At 47.1% G+C, this 16,296-nt stretch carries 17 protein-coding genes; 14 read left to right on the forward strand and 3 right to left on the reverse strand.

Annotation, left to right across the window (positions count from 1 at the left end; translation table 11 throughout):
- Positions 1–12 precede the first annotated feature (12 nt).
- Together BM099_RS02245 and BM099_RS02250 are read right to left on the reverse strand one after the other, a co-directional pair.
- Positions 13–1,176 carry an efflux RND transporter periplasmic adaptor subunit gene (locus BM099_RS02245; RefSeq protein WP_090723789.1) on the reverse strand — a complete coding sequence of 388 codons (1,164 nt, stop codon included), beginning with the start codon at positions 1,174–1,176 and terminating at the stop codon, positions 13–15.
- 453 nt (positions 1,177–1,629) lie between these two features.
- Positions 1,630–2,004, reverse strand: a complete 375-nt coding sequence (locus tag BM099_RS02250) for a glutathione S-transferase N-terminal domain-containing protein (protein ID WP_090723791.1) — start codon at positions 2,002–2,004, stop codon at positions 1,630–1,632.
- A gap of 266 nt (positions 2,005–2,270) precedes the next feature.
- Between BM099_RS02250 and glyA the strand changes: the two genes are divergently transcribed.
- The 14 genes from glyA to ribA all read left to right on the forward strand — a co-directional run bounded on the left by glyA (position 2,271) and on the right by ribA (position 13,145).
- Positions 2,271–3,527, forward strand: a complete 1,257-nt coding sequence (gene glyA, locus BM099_RS02255; protein WP_090723793.1) for a serine hydroxymethyltransferase — start codon at positions 2,271–2,273, stop codon at positions 3,525–3,527.
- Positions 3,528–3,668: 141 nt separating this feature from the next.
- Entirely contained in the window at positions 3,669–4,133 is a 465-nt protein-coding gene (nrdR, locus tag BM099_RS02260) for a transcriptional regulator NrdR (RefSeq protein WP_090723795.1), read from the forward strand.
- Positions 4,134–4,136: 3 nt separating this feature from the next.
- Positions 4,137–5,276 (forward strand): bifunctional diaminohydroxyphosphoribosylaminopyrimidine deaminase/5-amino-6-(5-phosphoribosylamino)uracil reductase RibD, encoded by a 1,140-nt coding sequence (ribD, locus tag BM099_RS02265; RefSeq protein WP_090723797.1) that lies wholly within the window; start codon positions 4,137–4,139, stop codon positions 5,274–5,276.
- The gene (locus BM099_RS02270) at positions 5,276–5,944 is read left to right on the forward strand and encodes a riboflavin synthase (RefSeq protein WP_090723799.1); all 669 of its coding nucleotides are present in this window, start codon (positions 5,276–5,278) and stop codon (positions 5,942–5,944) included. The genes ribD and BM099_RS02270 overlap by 1 nt, the downstream gene beginning before the upstream one ends.
- 25 nt (positions 5,945–5,969) lie before the next feature.
- Positions 5,970–7,088, forward strand: coding sequence for a bifunctional 3,4-dihydroxy-2-butanone-4-phosphate synthase/GTP cyclohydrolase II (ribBA, locus tag BM099_RS02275; protein WP_090723800.1), 1,119 nt, complete (start codon positions 5,970–5,972; stop codon positions 7,086–7,088).
- Positions 7,089–7,104: 16 nt separating this feature from the next.
- A complete protein-coding gene (gene ribH, locus BM099_RS02280) occupies positions 7,105–7,578 on the forward strand; it encodes a 6,7-dimethyl-8-ribityllumazine synthase (RefSeq protein WP_090723802.1) in 474 nt (157 codons plus the stop codon).
- A 5-nt stretch (positions 7,579–7,583) separates the two neighbouring features.
- Positions 7,584–8,066, forward strand: coding sequence for a transcription antitermination factor NusB (gene nusB / locus BM099_RS02285; protein ID WP_090723805.1), 483 nt, complete (start codon positions 7,584–7,586; stop codon positions 8,064–8,066).
- A gap of 6 nt (positions 8,067–8,072) precedes the next feature.
- On the forward strand, positions 8,073–9,059 hold the full coding sequence (thiL, locus tag BM099_RS02290; protein ID WP_090723807.1) for a thiamine-phosphate kinase: 987 nt from the start codon (positions 8,073–8,075) through the stop codon (positions 9,057–9,059).
- Positions 9,060–9,079: 20 nt separating this feature from the next.
- Positions 9,080–9,577, forward strand: coding sequence for a phosphatidylglycerophosphatase A family protein (locus BM099_RS02295; protein ID WP_090723809.1), 498 nt, complete (start codon positions 9,080–9,082; stop codon positions 9,575–9,577).
- 94 nt (positions 9,578–9,671) lie between these two features.
- On the forward strand, positions 9,672–9,989 hold the full coding sequence (locus tag BM099_RS02300) for a hypothetical protein (protein WP_090723811.1): 318 nt from the start codon (positions 9,672–9,674) through the stop codon (positions 9,987–9,989).
- A 97-nt stretch (positions 9,990–10,086) separates the two neighbouring features.
- A complete protein-coding gene (locus BM099_RS02305) occupies positions 10,087–10,443 on the forward strand; it encodes a PepSY domain-containing protein (protein WP_090723814.1) in 357 nt (118 codons plus the stop codon).
- Entirely contained in the window at positions 10,440–11,105 is a 666-nt protein-coding gene (locus tag BM099_RS02310; protein ID WP_090723816.1) for a response regulator transcription factor, read from the forward strand. The genes BM099_RS02305 and BM099_RS02310 overlap by 4 nt, the downstream gene beginning before the upstream one ends.
- Complete coding sequence (locus tag BM099_RS02315; RefSeq protein WP_232348868.1) at positions 11,102–12,466, forward strand: sensor histidine kinase; 1,365 nt, start codon at positions 11,102–11,104, stop codon at positions 12,464–12,466. Before BM099_RS02310 ends, BM099_RS02315 begins: the two co-directional genes overlap by 4 nt.
- Positions 12,467–12,530: 64 nt before the next feature.
- Positions 12,531–13,145: a GTP cyclohydrolase II gene (ribA, locus tag BM099_RS02320; protein WP_090723818.1), complete on the forward strand. Its 615-nt coding sequence runs from the start codon at positions 12,531–12,533 to the stop codon at positions 13,143–13,145.
- A 15-nt stretch (positions 13,146–13,160) separates the two neighbouring features.
- Here the strand turns inward: ribA and BM099_RS02325 are convergent, their stop codons facing one another.
- Complete coding sequence (locus BM099_RS02325) at positions 13,161–16,253, reverse strand: sensor domain-containing protein (protein WP_177201066.1); 3,093 nt, start codon at positions 16,251–16,253, stop codon at positions 13,161–13,163.
- Positions 16,254–16,296: the final 43 nt, after the last annotated feature.

Raw genomic sequence — 16,296 nt, forward strand, 5'->3', positions numbered from 1 at the left:
ATCAGATACTCCTTAATCTTGCGATTGTGTGCCAGAACCAGGCGTTGTCGTTAATCGGTCCTGCTCTATGGCTTCAGCTTTATTGCCCGCTTTTACTTTTTGCAGACCACCCACAATGACCTTGTCTCCGGGTTTCAGGCCTGACTTTATAAGCCACTGATCACCAATTGCATCGCCCACTTCCACTTTTTGTGTGACAACAACGCCATCCGGGTTAACAACCAGGGCAACTGTTGATCCATCTGGTTGATGCGTAATTCCCTTTTGCGGAGCCAGTATCGCATCACTGATTTTTTCCGTGATAATGGTGGCACGTACATACATACCCGGCAGTAATAGCCCTTGTGAGTTTTCAAAGCGCGCACGCGCATTCACGGTGCCTGTTGTTTCATCGACGCTGACTTCGGAAAATTCTAACCGACCTTGTTCGTCATAGGGGTAGCCATCCTCCAGTACCAGGCTGACCGGTATTTCTTGTGCTGTAGATTTACGTTTCATTTTTAAAACAGCCGTTACCGGGCGCTGCATATCAACATAGAGGGGAGTGATTTGGCGAATGGTTGCCAGGGCTGTTGTTTGCGCAGCAGAGACTAATGCGCCCTCTGTTACTGTGGAACGGCCGATAATGCCTGAGATTGGCGCGGTGATTTTTGTATAATCCAGATTTATTTGTGCCGCCTTAACAGCCGCTTCTGCCGCCAGAATTTGCGCTTGCGCTTGCTTCCAGGACGATACGGCATTAGCCGCTTCCTGCTTACTAACGGCTGATTGTTTCACTAAGCGAGAGAAACGTTCTGCCTGCTCTTTAAGGCTGACAGCATTTGCCTTTGCGACCGCCAAGTCTGCTTCAGCGCTGGCTAGCGCAGCCTGATAAACCGCTGGGTCTATTTGGTAAAGCGCATCGCCTTCCTTGACAGTGCTACCTTCAGTGAACAAACGCTTTTGCAAAATACCACTCACTTGTGGACGGATCTCAGCCGTTTTAGAAGCAGTCACACGCCCGGAACCGCTCTCTTTAACCTCAATGGATTCGGCTTTAATAGTGACAACATCCACTTTCGTTGGTGCTTTTGGTTGTGCTTGTTGAACTTGCTCTTCCTGGCACCCCACCAGAAATAGAACACAACATATCGTTGCGAATGCGGCACCACGTTTGAGTTGGGTATTTGTTACCATGACAACCTCAGCTTACTGACTCTTAATTAATCTGCTATTCGCTTGAATGCTTGTACACAAACAGCACGAATATTTAGGCTGGCAATGATACATGCATGCGTGAATGTATGTAAGTAACCAGGGGCGTTTGCTTCGCCTTATCTTTTGATTTACAGCCAAAAAGAAAAGGTCAGGCACATTAGAAATCAAGATTTCACCACCCATAATATCTATCTACTATGATAAGCACCCAGAGGTTAAGATCTGGTTAAGAGGGTTTTTAATTAAGATGTCGGATGTAAGGGTTCGGCTGATGGCGGGATTGTCTTTCGAGCTTGAGCGCAGACGTTGATTCTTGAATAAGGTAACGGCGTTATCTGGCAGTTAACAAGCTCGATTTTCTTTCAAATGCTTAAATGCATATTATTGCGTATGGTCGGGGCCTTTCAGCAATACCTATTCTGTGTGGTGATCTTAACTCGACTGATTGACAAACTTTTTCTCTAAGTAGCGGATGATATCATTAGATTCATACATCCAACTGGTCGATCCGTCTTCGTTCGTAATGCGCAGACAGGGTACTTTGATTTGGCCTCCCTGTTCTAATAATTCCTGTCGGAACTGCCCTGCTTTTTTAGCATCGCGTAACTCTATATTCAGTGAGTAGCGCTTCATTGCCCGGCGAACTTTGATGCAAAAAGGGCAGGCATGGAACTGATAAAGTGCCAGTTGGTGTGTCTTTTTATCAATTTGAACCTGTTCTTCATGTGCTCGTTTGATACCGCGTGGTGTGGTCAAAAAGTTAAGCGTCAGGAGTATTTTACCTAAAAACCATCGAATAAAAGCCATCTCTACACATCTCGGTAGTCACATTAAGAAAGGCGCGTAGCTTAGCATGTAACCAAACCAATAATCAGCTATACAGTCAGATGAATCTTCTTCTTGAAAAGGTGACAGACTTTCAAGTGCGTTTTGGTATCAGATTAGAGTATAATGCGCTCCTTTTTTAAGGCTTGGGTCTAAGACTTGGGTCTAAGGATAGAGTTTAAGGCCGGAGATTCTCCGGGCGAGAACTGTAACCGTTTAGTCACCTTTCCGTTACCTAGGGGATAGCTATGTTTAGCAAAGATATGTCAATTGCCGGCTTTGATGCTGATCTGTGGTCAGCAATGCAGTCTGAAGCCACACGTCAGGAAGAGCACATCGAGCTGATTGCTTCTGAGAACTACACCAGCCCGCGTGTAATGGAAGCTCAGGGTTCTGTGCTGACCAATAAATATGCTGAAGGCTATCCTGGCAAGCGTTATTACGGCGGTTGTGAATATGTTGATGTTGTTGAACAGCTGGCAATAGATCGCGCCTGCGAACTGTTCGGTGCAACCTATGCTAATGTCCAGCCCCATTCTGGTTCACAGGCAAACGCCGCGGTTTATATGGCCTTGTGTAAACCCGGAGATACTATTCTGGGTATGAGTCTGGCTCATGGTGGACACTTAACGCACGGTGCAGCTGTGTCATTTTCAGGACGTATTTACAACGCGGTTCAATATGGACTGAATGCTGAAACAGGCGAAATTGACTATGCTGAGGTTGAGCGTCTGGCCGTTGAGCATAAGCCAAAAATGATTGTTGCAGGTTTCTCTGCTTACTCTCGAATTGTTGACTGGCAGCGTTTTCGTGATATCGCAGACAAAGTAGGTGCTTATCTGTTTGTTGATATGGCTCATGTTGCAGGTCTTATCGCTGCTGGCGTATACCCCTCGCCGATGGCATTGGCGGATGTTGTGACGACAACCACACATAAAACATTAGGTGGACCACGGGGTGGTTTGATCCTGTCTGCGCGTGCCGATGAAGATCTGCAGAAAAAGCTGAATTTTGCCGTTTTCCCTGAGTCACAGGGCGGTCCGTTAATGCATATCATTGCAGCGAAAGCGGTGTGCTTTAAAGAAGCGATGGAACCTGAGTGGAAGGCGTATCAGGTGCAGGTCGTAAAAAATGCGCAGGCGATGGCTGAAACCTTCAAATCACGTGGTATTAAGATTGTTTCTGATGGCACAGATGATCATCTGTTCCTGATGGACCTGATCGATAAAGAGTACAGCGGTAAAGATGCTGATGCGGCTCTAGGGCGCGCTAATATTACGGTTAACAAAAACTCTGTACCGAACGATCCGCGTTCACCGTTTGTGACTTCCGGGTTGCGTATTGGTACGCCGGCGGTAACACGTCGTGGTTTTAAAGAAGCAGAAGTTATTCAGTTGGCTAACTGGATTTGCGATATTCTCGACGATATAAACAACGAAGCGACTAACGAGCGAGTTAAAGCGCAGGTGCTGGATATCTGCAGCCGTTTCCCTGTTTATAAATAAGCACTAAATCGGGTAGAATAGACGGGGCGACTGAGAGGTCGCCCTTTTTTGCGTTATGTTTTATGAGTCACCACATCGCTCTTTATTTTGGGTACAGGCTGCTTAAGCGGTACCTACGCTCTTTTATGACAGGATTTCACGATGCATTGTCCCTTTTGTGGCGCCAATGAAACCAAAGTAGTCGATTCGCGTCTGGTGGCTGAAGGCCAGCAGGTACGCAGACGACGTGAATGTATAGCCTGTCATGAACGCTATACCACCTTCGAAATTGCTGAACTTCTGATGCCTCGCCTGATTAAAGCCGATGGCTCACGCCAACCTTTTGATGAAGATAAACTGCGTGCCGGTATTCAACGCGCGTTAGAGAAACGTCCGGTGAGCGTTGAAGATGTCGAGGCATGTATTAATCGCATCAAACATCGCCTGCGTGCAACCGGTGAGCGTGAATTGCCGTCTCGTCAATTGGGTGAAGAGGTAATGGCAGCGCTGCGTAAACTGGATCAAGTCGCTTACGTTCGTTTCGCTTCAGTGTACCGAAGCTTTCAGGATATCAACGAATTCAGAGAAGAGATTGAACGTTTGTCTGAAGAAGAGGCTGACGGTTAAGCCATGTCTGAATGGAGTATAGAAGATACAACCTACATGGAGGAAGCGATTCAGCTTGCGCGACAGGGGTTGTATACCACACATCCTAACCCACGAGTCGGATGTGTTTTGGTTAAAGAGGGCAACATTATCGGGCGCGGTTTTCATCTGCGTGCGGGTGAGGGACATGCTGAAGTCAATGCTTTGAAAGAAGCGGGTGACGCTGCCCGGGGGGCGACGGCCTATGTTACGTTGGAGCCTTGTAGCCATTATGGCCGCACGCCACCTTGTGCTGTGGGCTTGATTAAAGCGGGCGTAGTGAGAGTCGTGAGTGCAATGCAGGATCCTAATCCGGAAGTTGCCGGGCGAGGCATACAGATGCTGCAGCACGCGGGTATCGATTGCAGTGTGGGCTTATTGAATGCGCAGTCTCATGACCTGAATCCTGGTTTTATCAAGCGAATGGAAACCGGCATGCCCTGGGTCCGGGTTAAACTGGCGATGAGCCTGGATGGCAGAACCGCTATGCAAAGTGGTGAGTCCCAATGGATTACCGGCACGCCAGCCCGTCAGGACGTACAACGCTTGCGTGCCAGAAGCGCTGCTATTGTCACCGGCATTGGCTCAATTCAGCTGGATGACTCTTCTTTGACGGTGCGTGAGGCTGAACTCGGACTCGACAATGCCGCTGAGATTGTAAAACAACAACCCTTACGAGTGGTGCTTGATTCGACGGGGCAGTTGAGCCCTGCCGCTAAAATATTACAGCAGCCAGGTCGCACTTTATGGGTGACATCGGGCGAGCGTGAAATGCCGCATGCACAAGTGCTCGCGGCGCAGCAAGCCAGTGATGGTCGCATTGATTTGCATTGGTTACTGCGTTATTTAGCCGCTACTGAGCAAACCAATGAAGTGCTGGTTGAAGCGGGAGCGCAGTTAGCCGGAGCTTTTGTTGAGGCGGGGCTGGTCGATGAGTTGATTGTCTATATGGCGCCGACCTTGTTGGGATCTGATGCGCGTCCACTCCTGCAGTTGCCGCTGGATAAAATGGCACAACAGAAACGTCTGATCATGACTGATTTACGACAACTAGGTGATGATTTACGGCTCACGTATCGTTTCGATAACAATCCTGAAAGCGACGTTGAAGAGGGTTCTGTCTGATGTTTACCGGCATTATTGAGGCGTTGGGTGAGGTGGCTGCCATCGAGCAGCTACAAGGTGATCTGCGTCTTTATATACGTAGCGATCAATTGGATCTGTCTGATGTGAAATTAGGCGACAGTATTGCTACCAATGGCGTTTGCTTAACCGCAGTAGCGCTGCCGGGCGATGGTTTTTGGGCAGATGTATCACGTGAATCCCTGGCGCACACGCGGTTAGCGTCATTCAAAGTTGGCGATCGCGTTAACTTAGAAAAAGCCTTGATGCCTACGAGCCGTTTAGGCGGGCATATAGTGACCGGGCATGTTGACGGTATTGGCAAAGTGGTTGAGCGGCGCGAGGATGCGCGTTCTATTCATCTGGTGGTTGAAGCTCCGGCGGGGTTGTCGCGATATATTGCAGGGAAAGGTTCTATCACTGTCGATGGTGTCAGTTTAACCGTTAATAGTGTGCAGGGTGCGTTGTTGTCTCTCAATATCGTGCCCCATACCGCACAGCAAACATTGCTTGATCAGTACGAAGCAGGCTCAGAAGTACATTTGGAAGTAGATATTATTGCGCGCTATATGGAGCGCCTTCTGATGGCCGGGCAGTTAGAGAATACGCAAGAAAAACAGAGTGGTTTGACGCTGGCGACGCTGGCGGAACACGGTTATATGAAGCGTTGAAAGCATACAACACAGGAAGGTAATGATGGAGCTAAATAGCCCACAAGAACTGATTGAAGATATTCGTCAGGGTAAGATGGTCATCCTGATGGATGATGAAGATCGCGAAAATGAAGGCGATATCGTTATTGCAGCTGATCAGGTGCGCGCTGAAGATATTAATTTTATGGCAATGCATGCACGTGGCTTAATTTGCCTGACATTAACCAGACAGCGTTGTGAACAGCTAAAACTGCCGTTGATGGTGCAAAGCAATGGCGCTCAATTTTCGACCAACTTTACGATGTCAATTGAAGCCGCGACAGGCGTAACGACGGGTATTTCTGCTGCCGATCGTGCCCACACAGTCCGTGTAGCGGTAAAAGGTGATGCTAAACCGGAGGATATCGTACAGCCGGGACATATCTTTCCGTTGATGGCACAGCCAGGTGGTGTATTGAGCCGTGCAGGCCATACGGAAGCGGGGTGTGATTTGGCGCGTATGGCGGGATTGACGCCTGCCGCGGTTATCGTTGAAATTATGAATGATGACGGAACGATGGCGCGTCGTCCTGATCTGGAAAAGTTTGCTCAAAAGCATGGTTTGAAGATTGGTACGATTGCCGACCTGATTCATTACCGCACCATCAATGAACACACGGTCGAGAAAGCAGCGGAAGGTGTCTTAGCCACCGAGTACGGTGATTTTAATTACACAACCTATCATGACACCATCCAGAATGTGACACACATGGCGCTGGTCAAGGGTAATATTACGCCTGATGAGGCGTCTATTGTTCGTGTTCATGTGCGCGGTGATGTCTTGCGTGACCTGGTTGGCGTAAACCGTGATGGTGACTCCAAGTGGACAATGCACCGTGCTTTAGAGTATGTCGCTAAAGCAGGCACGGGTGTTGTGTTACTGCTGGATAATGGTCAGCGTGAAGATCTGGGTACCGCGTTAGACCGTGTCTTAGGCAAACTGCCTAAAACACGTGCCGCAAACTTTAGCTCATCAGGCGCTTACCTGACCGTGGGTACCGGTTCTCAGATCTTACGTGATCTGGGTGTAGGTAAAATGCGCTTGCTCAGTTCTCCGGTTAAATTTAATGCAATATCCGGATTTGATCTGGAAATTGTCGAATACATTCCCTGCGACGAGTAATAAACAGGAACATATTATGCCAGTACAATTTATTGAAGGTGACTTCGTTTCCGCTGATGGCAACTACACCATCGTAGTCGGTCGTTTCAACGCATTTGTGGTTGAGAGTCTTTTAGAAGGGGCGTTGGACACGCTCAAGCGTCATGGTGTTAAAGAAGATAATATTCGCGTGGTACGTGTGCCCGGTGCCTTTGAGATTCCTTTAGCGGTACAGAAAGTCGCCGCGCAGAAAAAAGATGACGCCATCATCGCCCTGGGTGCTGTTATTCGAGGCGGGACCCCTCACTTTGAGTATGTTTCTGCTGAGAGCTCAAAAGGTGTTGCTCAAGTCTCTATGGATTCCGGTATTCCTGTTGCAAACGGTATTCTGACGGTGAACAGCATCGAACAGGCAATAGAGCGTTCCGGCACAAAAGCGGGCAATAAAGGCGCTGAAGCAGCGTTATCTGCACTAGAAATGGTTAGCTTACTGCGTAACCTTGAGGCGTAATCCGAATGACAGAAGAAAGCTCATCCGCTCCACGTAAAGCCAAAAAAACGTCATTAACGGCACAACGTCGTTCAGCGCGTGGTTTTGCTTTACAAGCCTTGTATCAGTGGCATATGGCGGGCCAACCGGTCAACGAGATCGAAGCACAGTTCCGTATTGATAATGATATGTCTGGCACAGATGTAAAACTTTTCCGGGAGATCCTCCAGGGAGTCACGCATTCTAAAAGTGATCTGGACGAAGCGTTTCAACCGTTTCTGGATCGTGGTTTGCATGAACTCGATCCTGTAGAGTTGGCCGTTTTACGTATTGGTAGCTTTGAGCTGATCAATCGTCCTGAAGTGCCTTATCGTGTCGCTATTAACGAAAGTGTTGATTTAGCAAAGATTTTTGGTGCAACCGATAGTCACCGCTATGTAAACGGTATCCTCGACAAGCTGGCCCAGCGGGTACGTATGGTTGAGATTCGGGGCGCACGGGGAAAATAAGCAGACATGGATGAGTTTGCACTGATACGTCAATACTTTCAGTCCCTGCAACGAGACAGTTCGATGTGCGGCGTATCAGTGGGTATCGGTGATGACTGTGCGGTATTAAATGTACCGCCTGACCAGCAGTTAGTTGTCTCCATCGATACCTTGGTAGAAGGGACGCATTTTTTGCCGGATACGCCAGCTGAACAGCTCGCCTGGCGGTTACTCGGGGCCTCAGTCAGTGATTTAGCGGCTATGGGAGCAACCCCTGCGTGGTTGACCCTGGCACTGACATTGCCGCATGCTGATGAGTCTTGGGTCAGTAGTTTTTCAGCGGCACTGTCGGACGCGACTCAAGAGTATAAGATTCAGTTGGTGGGTGGTGATACCACGCGTGGCCCCCTTACGTTAACGGCACAAGTGCATGGTTTTGTTCAGACCGGGTGTGCGTTATTGCGAAGTGGCGCTAAGTCGGGCGACCTGGTTTGCGTTACGGGTACGTTGGGAGATAGCAGGGCTGGGCTTGAGTCACTATTGAGCAATGGCTCTACAGAGAAGAATCCTCACAATAGCCCTTCAGCTGAAAACATGGAGTACCTGCGTCAGCGGTTCTATCGTCCTTTGCCTCGCATATCGACAGGAAAGCTGATTGCACCTTTTGCCTCCTCTTGTATCGATATATCGGATGGGTTGTTAGGTGATCTGGCGCATATTCTTGAGCATTCCCGGGTAGGTGCACAGATAAACCCAGCAGCACTTCCCCTTTCAGACGCGCTGCAGGCATTCACTGATGCCGGTACGGCACAAAAGTGGGCACTAACCGGAGGTGAGGATTTTGAGTTGTGCTTTACCGTTCCTGCCGAACAATGGGGTAATCTTCAGACGCAACTTCAATACCATAAAGTGCCAGTGACCGCTATCGGTGCTATCTGCGATAAACCTGGTTTGCAGCTTTTTCAGGCAGGTGAGTGGTGCAGCGTTGAAGCAAACGGTTATAAACATTTTTAATCTGCTAAACGAGACTTTTTATGCAACCGAATTCCCAACCTAAGCAAGCAAATCCTAAACCTGTTTTAAGTAATCCTGTTCACTGTCTCGCCTTTGGCTTTGGCAGCGGTCTCGCACCTAAAGCGCCGGGCACTTTTGGGACTTTGGCGGCCGTTCCTCTGTTCTTGCTGTTGTCATCTTTATCCTTATCTGAATATTTATATGTCGTTATCTTTGCTTCAGTTGTCGGTATCTATTTTTGCGGACAAACGGCAAAAGACCTGCAGGTTCACGATCATCCGGGCATCGTCTGGGACGAGTTTGTCGGTTTCTGGATCACCATGATTGCTGTACCTGTTTCATGGTGGAGCCTTGTGCTTGGGTTTGCATTATTCCGCTTGTTTGATATCTGGAAACCCTGGCCGATTAAATGGGTAGATAAACACGTCCATGGTGGCTTTGGGATTATGCTGGATGATGTATTAGCGGGTCTTTTGGCTTTAGGCTCGTTACATCTGCTTATATATTTAATCTCTTAGTTAGGCTTTTTTTGTTCTAAAAGGAGTGATTTTTTTCAGTTTTGTTTCAGTTTCAGGGCATATTCTGCAATAGAAAATAAAAAGGAGAAGGATCATGAAAATGTTTACACAGACAATTGCCCTGACTTCAATCCTGTTTGCCGCTACCGCGATAGCTTCACCGCAGGGACTGGCGCCACCCATGAATTCAACTGAATTCAATATGCAGTCCCCAAGTACTATCATGGCGGATCAAAACTATAGTTTTGGCGGTATGTATGAGAGTGCTCTTTCTAGCAATTCGACAGAGCGCCGATTAAGTGAAGGCTATGTTGCTACACAACATGTAGGTGATTTTTGTCTAATCACTGATTTATCAATAGCAGCTAATGAACACTCAGTAGAAAGCTATTTAGGTGCTCGACAATGCTGAATATGATGTCCCTCAGTGGATTTTCCTGAGTTATAAACGTAAGGGAGATACGGTGAACGTATCTCCCTTATACTATATAGATAACGTTGGAGACTATATGAATAAAAAAACAATAAATATTTTGCTTCCATTAGTCATTCTGTTCTCTGCGTTAGTTGAAGCGGAGGAAGGGAGGCCTATCACTCCTTATCCTACGACGTATGAAAACGGATCTCGTTTAGATTATGAAGCCTGTCGGATTTTAGTAAGACGCGGCGAAATACTGCCAATGTCAGATCTGATGGCATTAGGAAAGCAGCGATCAAGTGATCATGTTCTTGATGCCTATCTGATAAAACAAAATGATCGTTATTATTATCAGATTGAGTCTGTCGGTGATAATGGGGTAGTGAATAATTTCTACATGGATGCTTCAAATGGTGAAGTTATGACTGACTTTAAGGTTTCTCAATGAGAATACTCTTGGTAGAAGATGACCCGGCTTTAGGGCCAGACCTAAAGAAAGAGTTAGCGGGGCTAGGCTATGCCGTTGATCTTGCCGACAATGGAGTTGATGGCGAGGCTCTCGGCTTTGAAGATATCTACGATCTGGCTGTGCTGGATTTAGGTTTGCCGCAGCGCCCGGGTATTGAGGTATTAAAAAACTGGCGCAAGCGCAGTAATAATATCCCCACACTTATTCTGACCGCACGCTCTTCCTGGCAGGAAAAGATAGATGGTTTTGATGCAGGTGCAGATGATTATCTGGCAAAGCCTTTTCACACAGAAGAGTTAGTGGCGCGTATGACGGCTCTTTTACGTCGTGCTAAACAACAGCCCACCAAGCAATTAGAGGCATCCGGTTTACTGCTGAACGAAAAAACTCAGGCAGTAAGTGTTGATGGCCAACTGGAGATTGAGCTAACAGGGATGGAATATAAGCTTTTACGCTATTTTATGCACAACCCAGGCAGGCTGCTCTCTAAATTACAAATTGTTGAACATATTTATGATGATGGAGCGGAGAACGACAGTAATGTCGTTGAAGCTTACATTAAGATGCTGCGCAAAAAAATTGGCAAAGATCGTATCCAGACTAAGCGTGGGCAGGGATACACCTTTGTAAACCACCTATGATGAACTCAATACAAGGACGACTCAATCTCGCCTTTATTGGGCTGATCTTAACGCTTTTTACGGTACTCTGGTTTTTACAGGGTATGACAGTACGCGAAGTAGCTTATGAGTTTATAAGTGCAAGAATGCAAAGCGATGCACGTACTGTGCTGCAAGCGGTTATGCGCAAAGATAACGAATGGCAAATCGACGCTAATTATATCTCTCCCGTTTATACACAACCCATGTCCGGACACTATTACCAATTTTTGGTCGATGATGGTCAGTGGAAATATTCAAGATCCTTGTGGGATGAAGAGATCCCAACCTATGACGGTAAGCCTGTTGGGCAAATGAATATTAACCTGCAGTACAAGCGGGGTACTCCCTGGTTGGTATACGATAATCGTTTTGAAAAAGCCGGACATCAAATACGTATCGTATTAGCTGAAGATATCAGCCAAATTGAAGCGAAGTTAAAGTCCTTAAGTTGGTGGGTGGCGGGCGTAGGTTTTCTATTTATTCTTGTTCTATTGATAGCCCAGATCATTATTATTCGTGGTGGTTTGAAAAGCCTGACACGTATGCGCCAGGATATCGTAAGACTTAAAGAGGGTGATATCAGTACGCTGCCAGAAGTTCAGATCAAAGAGATAGCGCCGTTAGTCAATGAGATAAACTACATGGTCGAGAGTATGAGTCTGCGATTAGATCGCTCTCGGCATGCGGTGGGGAATCTGGCACATGCAGCTAAAACCCCGTTAACGGTGATCGATCGACAAATAGAAACGCTCAGACAATCCAGTCCTGGTTGCGCGAATGCGCTTGAGCAACAATCTAACGCACTGAGAAACCTGGTTGATAGGGAGCTTACGCGGGCGCGTATAGCCGGTGCTGCGATGCCAGGGCAGAAGGTCATTATTGAAGAAGAGGTTGAAAAGTTAATCAAAGCAATGTCGATGATATATCGGGATAAAGGCCTCGAATATGAAGTCAATATAAAAAGCACGACATTTTTTCCAGGAGAGCGTGATGATTTAATTGAGCTAATGGGGAATTTGATTGATAACGCGAGTAAATGGGCGACAACAAGAGTCCGCATCAAAGGTATGATGAACGAGCAATGTTTAGAGTTGTGTATCGAAGATGATGGGCCGGGTATTCCTGCCGATAAAATGACACAGCTGATGTCGCGGGGAGAACGGCTTGATGAATCTACCATTGGGCATGGTCTGGGGCTGAGTATCGTTATGGAAATTGTTCATCAGTATAAAGGCATGTTCCAACTCCTGCCCTCCGATATGGGAGGTTTGCATGCACATCTATTGTTGCCCCGCCAGCTGAATGCTGAACTGAAATCTGTGATGCTGCCCAGACAGTGATAATGATTACCCAAAAGCACCATCCACTGATAAACTATGCTGCCTGTTTTTTGAGGATAGATGAGTGACTATTGAGTATGTAGCTGATTCCAAACTTCCAATGCCTTGGGGCACCTTTACTATGGTGGGGTTTGAGGATACAGAAACCAATAAAGAACATATCGCCATGGTTTTTGGTGATGTTTCCGGTGATGAGCCAGTATTGGCCCGGGTGCACTCAGAATGTCTGACAGGCGATGCATTGTTCAGTCTTCGTTGTGACTGTGGTTTTCAGCTACAAGAAGCCTTAAAACGTATTGCTGAAAATGGACGAGGTGTGCTTTTATATCTGCGCCAGGAAGGCCGTGGAATTGGTTTGCTAAACAAGATTAAAGCCTACCACCTGCAAGATCAGGGAGCCGATACCGTTGAGGCAAATGAGCGCTTAGGATTCGCCGCTGATTTGCGAAACTACAGTATGTGTGAGCCGATGCTGGAACACTTAGGCATAAAAGCTGTCCGGTTAATGACTAATAACCCGCGTAAAGTTGCAGCGCTGGAAACCTATGGTGTAAAAGTCGCCGAACGTGTCCCGTTGCAAGTAGGTAAAAATCGTCACAATGAAGAATACCTTGCTACAAAAATGGGGAAAATGGGTCATATGATGACTGAACACCATTTTGTGGATGATAAAAGCTAAACAAAATCACATAGCTTAATGTACTTGCTGGGTAACAGTTTTACGTGAGGGGGCGTTATTAAGCACACCGCTGAGTGCAGAATTGTTTACTGGTTTGTCATTTGAACCGGCGGCCCACACCTGGCGACGTATATTTGAAGGGCTGGAAAGAAGCGCGGTTGCTTGCTCACGAGATATGGGTCTGCTGAACAAGTATCCTTGAATTTCATCGCATTTCAGATTTTGTAGTACTTTAAGTTGCTCTTCTGTTTCTACCCCTTCAGCTATGACATGTAATCCCAAACTGTGTGCCATCGCGATGATGGCGCTGATAATGGCAGTGTCATGTGCATGAGAAGGGAAGTCCTGGAGAAATGACCTGTCAATTTTCACAATATCAATAGGAAAGCGTTTAAGGTAGCTAAGGGAGGAATATCCTGTCCCAAAGTCATCCAGGGACACGCGTATGCCTACCGAGCTCAGACGATCAATAATCGAAACCGCTGTATCTAAATTCTGAATTAAAGCGCTTTCGGTAATTTCGATAGTCAAAGAACCGGGTGAAATGCCTGTTTGTTCTACAATGCTGACAATGTTCTCAGCCAGCTCGGCTTTACGCAGTTGAACCGGAGACAGGTTGATCGCCATAGACAGGTGATCATGCCCACGGGTTTGCCAGGCTTTTAATTGTCTACACGCATTTTCCAGTACCCAGTCTCCTATTGACTCGATCAGCCCGGCATTTTCAGCCATCGGGATAAAGTTGTCAGGTGTCACAAGCCCAAGCTCTGGGTGACGCCAGCGTATCAGTGCTTCAAAACTGGAAATTCGCCCTGTACTCATATCGACAACAGGCTGGTATTCAAGAAACAACTCACCCCGTTCGATAGCCCGGTGTAACTGTCCTTCCATACGTAACTGTGTTTTTGAGCGTTGGTTCATCTCTTTGCTGAAATAAAGGCACACATCGCGACCCACAGTTGTTTTAGCCTCGCGTAAGGCTGCGCCTGCATTTGCGAGCAACAGATCAGGATCATCTCCATCATTAGGGTACATGCTGACACCGATGCGAACATCCAGAAAAACGTCAGTACTCTCGATGTGCACGGCTTCGTTCATAGCAGCAAACATGCGTTGAATAATCCAGGTAGTGGACTCCTCACTGTGCATATCTGTTAATAAAACAACAAATTCACCACTACTGACGCGGGATACACTAACGCCAATGTTGGTTGCGCCGTCAATGGCGACCGTATCAGTTGATCGTAAGGTTTTGTTTAAACGCCCTGCTACCAGTTTAACCAATTTTTCGGCAGCCGGATCTCCCAGAGTATTTCGGATGACCTGTAATGTATCAATATCAATGAATAACACTGCGAGGCGGGTATTGAGTCGTTGACTCCGTACGATACCTTGTTTAATCCGGTCGATGAGTACGATACGGTTGGGAAGGCCCGTGGCTTCATCTGTCGAGGCTACATCATGCGTACTTTGTGAGCGAATTAACGCTTCAAGTTCTTCAATACGATATTGTAATTGCTGATCTGTGCTGCTCTCTGCACTGCTCTCTATGTTGCTGCTGGTAGGTGCAATTTGCTTAGCTGTCTCATCAGAAATGGGTTTGACGGTAGAAGAATGCTGAATCTCTGACCAACGAGTCACTCGATTTCGACCAGAGTTTTTTGAGTGATAAAGGGCTTTGTCTGCCAGATCGACAAGAATGCTGGGCGTTGATGAACCTCCGAGGTTACTGGAAACGCCAAAGCTTGCCGTGAAGCGAATAGCACTGGTGAATTGATCTATCTTTCCTTCGTGTACAGCCAACCGCATACTTTCGGCGATAACCTCCGCTTGCTCTTCATCTATTCCTGGCAACACAACGCAGAACTCTTCGCCTCCATAACGACCAACAAGATCATCGGTGCGGGCAGTTTCGGTCAAAATTCTGGAAAGCAGCTTTATCACTTTGTCGCCGGTGGCATGCCCGAAGCGATCATTGACTGATTTAAAGTGGTCTATATCGACCATAATACAGCTGATAGATGCTCCTTCATCAGCCGCTTCACCGAGCAGAGTGGTGAAGCCATCGAAAAGTGAACGACGATTGAGAGCCCCGGTCAGTGGATCACGTGTTGCGAGTATTTGTAATTCCCGGTTTTGGCGGGTGATTTCCCTTTGGCTTTGTTGGACTCGATCTAAAGCGCGTTCAAGATCATTATTCTTGTGTTCAAGTTCAGTAACATCATCAAAGGTAACAACAACCCCACGAATATTCCCTTCGGGTGCTTTTATGGGCGCAACATTGACCGCAAAACTGAGGTGTTCATGTAACATAGTCCTTAGCTTTAATTGAGATGAATGTGGCGCTTCTATTCCCTCAAGTGCTAACTTCCAAGGGAAAATAAATGGTTGGCCAGCGTCTTTATTAGCTGATGGCTCCCATTCAAGATCGGAAAGGTACTTGCCCACCAGTGCTTGTGCCGGTTGTCCTAATTTTGATTCAAATGCCTCATTCACAAACACCATCCGGCCTTTGTTATCTAGCATGGCTAAACCTTCTGCTAAGACATCAAGAGCAGCACGGACACGATCAGGAACAACGGCGCTTGGGTCTAGTTCATTCAGAGCACGTTTTAGAAATACCCAATAAGCAACAAAACCTGAAAGCGAGATAAACAAAATAACGGTGACAAGCGAGCCACCGTTAAACAGATCAAAGCTGTTACCGCCGAGTGGTTTAAAGCTGATTTCCAGAGCACCCCATCGTCCAGACTGATTATGGATCGGAACCTGCACATGGGAGGGTGTAGATGATTCTTTGTCAGCCGGTTGCCAATGGCTGAGATGATCCCCGGCATTGGATATTAAATGGCCATCAGCTGTGCGTAAACCGACCGATAGAATGCTGTCATTGCGTTCTTGCAGAGAGTGAATTGTTTCGGTTACTGATGCCATTTGTCCCTGAGCGATGTTCGACGAAACCTGAACAGCAAGTGACTCGGCAATAGCTTTACGTGCTGTAAATTCGGCATGTTTCTGATCAGGAATAAACCCGAGTAAGTCACCCACTAGCAACAGGCTGACGGTCAACAGTATCAGACCGATGGAAAGACGAAAAACGGGTGACATGGCAGCTTTCATAATGGCTTCAACTTGTTATCCGGAATTGAGT

The sequence above is a fragment of the Neptunomonas qingdaonensis genome, assembly GCF_900113275.1.
In the GTDB taxonomy this organism is placed as follows: Bacteria; Pseudomonadota; Gammaproteobacteria; order Pseudomonadales; family Balneatricaceae; genus Neptunomonas; species Neptunomonas qingdaonensis.

Excerpts from the sequence above, each read along its gene's own strand:
- BM099_RS02325 (WP_177201066.1), bottom strand. The coding sequence starts at position 16,253 with ATGTCACCCGTTTTTCGTCTTTCCATCGGTCTGATACTGTTGACCGTC.
- thiL (WP_090723807.1), top strand. The coding sequence starts at position 8,073 with ATGGATGAGTTTGCACTGATACGTCAATACTTTCAGTCCCTGCAACGA.
- BM099_RS02305 (WP_090723814.1), top strand. The coding sequence starts at position 10,087 with ATGAATAAAAAAACAATAAATATTTTGCTTCCATTAGTCATTCTGTTC.
- BM099_RS02310 (WP_090723816.1), top strand. The coding sequence starts at position 10,440 with ATGAGAATACTCTTGGTAGAAGATGACCCGGCTTTAGGGCCAGACCTA.
- ribH (WP_090723802.1), top strand. The coding sequence starts at position 7,105 with ATGCCAGTACAATTTATTGAAGGTGACTTCGTTTCCGCTGATGGCAAC.
- BM099_RS02315 (WP_232348868.1), top strand. The coding sequence starts at position 11,102 with ATGATGAACTCAATACAAGGACGACTCAATCTCGCCTTTATTGGGCTG.
- glyA (WP_090723793.1), top strand. The coding sequence starts at position 2,271 with ATGTTTAGCAAAGATATGTCAATTGCCGGCTTTGATGCTGATCTGTGG.
- BM099_RS02300 (WP_090723811.1), top strand. The coding sequence starts at position 9,672 with ATGAAAATGTTTACACAGACAATTGCCCTGACTTCAATCCTGTTTGCC.
- BM099_RS02250 (WP_090723791.1), bottom strand. The coding sequence starts at position 2,004 with ATGGCTTTTATTCGATGGTTTTTAGGTAAAATACTCCTGACGCTTAAC.
- BM099_RS02270 (WP_090723799.1), top strand. The coding sequence starts at position 5,276 with ATGTTTACCGGCATTATTGAGGCGTTGGGTGAGGTGGCTGCCATCGAG.
- BM099_RS02245 (WP_090723789.1), bottom strand. The coding sequence starts at position 1,176 with ATGGTAACAAATACCCAACTCAAACGTGGTGCCGCATTCGCAACGATA.
- nrdR (WP_090723795.1), top strand. The coding sequence starts at position 3,669 with ATGCATTGTCCCTTTTGTGGCGCCAATGAAACCAAAGTAGTCGATTCG.
- ribBA (WP_090723800.1), top strand. The coding sequence starts at position 5,970 with ATGGAGCTAAATAGCCCACAAGAACTGATTGAAGATATTCGTCAGGGT.
- nusB (WP_090723805.1), top strand. The coding sequence starts at position 7,584 with ATGACAGAAGAAAGCTCATCCGCTCCACGTAAAGCCAAAAAAACGTCA.
- ribD (WP_090723797.1), top strand. The coding sequence starts at position 4,137 with ATGTCTGAATGGAGTATAGAAGATACAACCTACATGGAGGAAGCGATT.
- BM099_RS02295 (WP_090723809.1), top strand. The coding sequence starts at position 9,080 with ATGCAACCGAATTCCCAACCTAAGCAAGCAAATCCTAAACCTGTTTTA.